The organism is Intrasporangium sp., from assembly GCF_036566125.1.
In the GTDB taxonomy this organism is placed as follows: Bacteria; Actinomycetota; Actinomycetes; order Actinomycetales; family Dermatophilaceae; genus Intrasporangium.
Genome location: NZ_DATCWX010000049.1, coordinates 1 through 2,657, shown reverse-complemented (window position 1 = coordinate 2,657; position 2,657 = coordinate 1). Strand labels below are relative to the sequence as shown.

Annotated in this window: 2 protein-coding genes and 1 pseudogene; all 3 read left to right on the top strand. The window is 72.2% G+C overall.

Annotation, left to right across the window (positions count from 1 at the left end; translation table 11 throughout):
* Positions 1-831: pseudogene (locus VIR15_RS03020) on the top strand (lipopolysaccharide biosynthesis protein); the annotation flags it as partial.
* 105 nt (positions 832-936) lie between these two features.
* Complete coding sequence (locus VIR15_RS03015; RefSeq protein WP_331925992.1) at positions 937-2,352, top strand: hypothetical protein; 1,416 nt, start codon at positions 937-939, stop codon at positions 2,350-2,352.
* Positions 2,345-2,657: PglD-related sugar-binding protein (locus VIR15_RS03010; protein ID WP_524538088.1), on the top strand; the 313-nt coding region annotated here is incomplete at its 3' end. The genes VIR15_RS03015 and VIR15_RS03010, both read left to right, overlap by 8 nt.

The following is a 2,657-nucleotide window of genomic DNA, read 5'->3' as shown; positions in this document are numbered from 1 at the left end:
GCCGTCGCCATTGCCATCGGGCGACCGCTGCTGCCGACCGCTGCCCGCGAGAGGACGCGATCGGGCGTCCGGCTCGCCGCGCCGCTCCTGCCCCAGGCCCTGGCAATGCTCGGCCTGCTCATGGGTGACGTCCTGCTCGTCAACGTGCTGCTTGGCCAGGCGTCCGCTGGCGCGTACCAGGTCGCGCTCCAGCTGGCCAACATGCCCTTCGTCCTCGCGGTCGCACTCTTCAACGCCTGGGGCCCGCTCGTGCTGTCGCACCCGGTGCAGGACCGCTGGCGATGGACCGCACGGACCGCAACCTCACTCGTTGTCGTCGTCGGCATCGGCGCAGCAGGGGTTGCCCTCCTCGGGCCCTGGCTCGTCCGCGTCATGGCGCCGGACTTCCCGCAGCGCTCGATGTCGGTCACCCTCGGGCTCATCACCGTCGTGTCGGTGGCCTACATGGTCTACCAGGGCGCGTCGCTCGCCGTCCTCGACCACGAGCACACCGGGCGCCTGGCCATCGCCGCCGCCATCGCGGTCGTCGTCCTCGTTGCCGGTGCCGCCTGGCTCAACGGTCCGGCCGGGATCGCCGGCGTCGCGGCAGCCAAGGCAGCCGCCTACGTCGTGCTCATGGCGGTCACCGTCCATGCCGCACGGACCCTGACGCCCCTCCGGTTCGTCCCGTGGCTCTGGGTCGCCGGTGCCGCCGCCTCGGGCCTCAGCGTGGCGGGGGCCCTCCTGCCCAGCACGGGGCCGGGGGCCGTGGTGCGGCTCGTGCTCGTCGTGGCCCTGGGAGCTGTCGCCCTCGCGCTCGCGCCCCGAGTCCTGCGCAGCCTCCGCGGCTAGGATGACCACGGCCGGAAACCCGCCACCCGCTGACCGCGCCCGACCGAGGGAGCGAGCCCAGCGGCATACGGCATCGACTGACGAAAAGCTGAGGAGCACGCCTTCGTGGTGACACCGCTGGTCCACATGGGACTCGGCTACGACGACCTGCTCGTGCCCGCCCTCGTGCACGCGGGGTTCGAGACGAAGGACCTGATCCTCGTCGTCCGCACCGACGCCAACCTCGCGTGGGTCCGACGCCACGCGCCCCTCGCCACGACGGTGCGGCTGCCCTACGCCGCCGCCCGCAAGGCCAATGTCGTCAGCGGCCTCGCTCCGCACGCGGCGCTCAAGCGGGCCTGCGCGGGGGTCGGCCTCGACGTGCTCGACCTGCTGGTCAGCGAGCGAGCCCTGCGCCGCAACCGCGTCGACACGGCGATGAACTTCCTCAACCTCGCCGCGGAGCACCTCGAACACGCGATCGCCGGGCGCGGTCCGATCCTCGCGCTCACCGAGTTCACCGTGACGTCCGAGCTGCTCACGGCCGGGCTCGTCACGCACCACGGCGGCCTCGCGACGTGGCCGCGGGGCATCCGGTTGCCCTCCGACCGCTTCGGGCTGATCGGCGCGCCCAGGGGAATCAGCCTGTTCCAGCGTCCCGTCGAGGACCCGGGCGCGCTCGACGCGGGCAAGCGCTTCATCGACACGTGGCGGACCGAGCAGGGTCGTCCGATGGGCTACGCCCGCAACCTCAAGGTCGAGTCCGGCCAGGAGGTCTGGCGGCTCGCAACCGATCGCGTCCGGGAGTTCGCCGTCGACCGAGGGTCCAACCTGCAGCTGCCCAAGCCGAGCGACTACGCCCGCCTGCCGTGGCTCAATCCGCTCAAGGCCCGGCTCAACCTGCGCGAGTACCAGACCCGACGGTGGGACCCGCTGCCGGAGCGGTTCGTCTTCCTGCCGCTGCAGGTCCAGCCGGAGTCGAGTGTCGACGTCATGGGCCAGGAGTGGCGCGACCAGGCCTATACCGCCCGGGTCCTCGCAGATGCCTTGGCCCCGTTGGGAATCGGCGTCGCCGTCAAGGAGCACGCCCACTTCATGTGGCGCCGCGACCCGGACTACTGGCCACAGTTCGACGTCCACCCGAACATCGCGACGATCGACCCGTTCGCCGACTCGCGCGAGCTGATGCACCAGGCCGTCTTCACCGTGACCGCGACTGGCACGGTTGGGTTGGAGGCCGGGCTGCTCGGGTTGCCGGTCATCACCGGGGCGGAGATGCCGTGGAGCGGTCTCGGCAACGTGCTGCGGCTCGAGACCCCGGACGACCTCGTGGGGTTCGTCGACGCCCGTGGCTGGGAGTCGCTGCGATCGACGCAGGCGGAGATCGACGAGTGGTTCGTCCACTCCTACGTCCGCAACTCGTGGGAGGGCCTGGTCCTCGACCCGCCGCGCGTGCCCGCGGTGCTCGAGCCGGCCAACATCCGCCGCATCGGTGATGCCTTTGCCGAGGCGGCAGGAACGCTCGGTGGTCGTCATGAGTGAGCTGCCGTATGCCGCTGGGCTCGCCCCGCGGCCCCCTGACGGTTCGCGCGGGGCGGGGTGGGTCGTCTTCGGGGCCGGTGGGCATGCGCGCTCGGTCGTCGACGTGCTAGAGCGGCTCGGCGAGTCCGTGGTGGCAGTCGTCGGCGACCCCGGGGGCCGCGAATGGCACGTCGAGGTGCTCGAGGACGAGGACTCGGCCATCGAGCGGGTGGTGACCGAGGGCCTGCAAGCGGTCGTCGCCATCGGTGCGCCCGAGCCCCGGCTGGCGCTGCTCGCCCGCCTGGGCGAGGTGGCGCCGGCGGTCG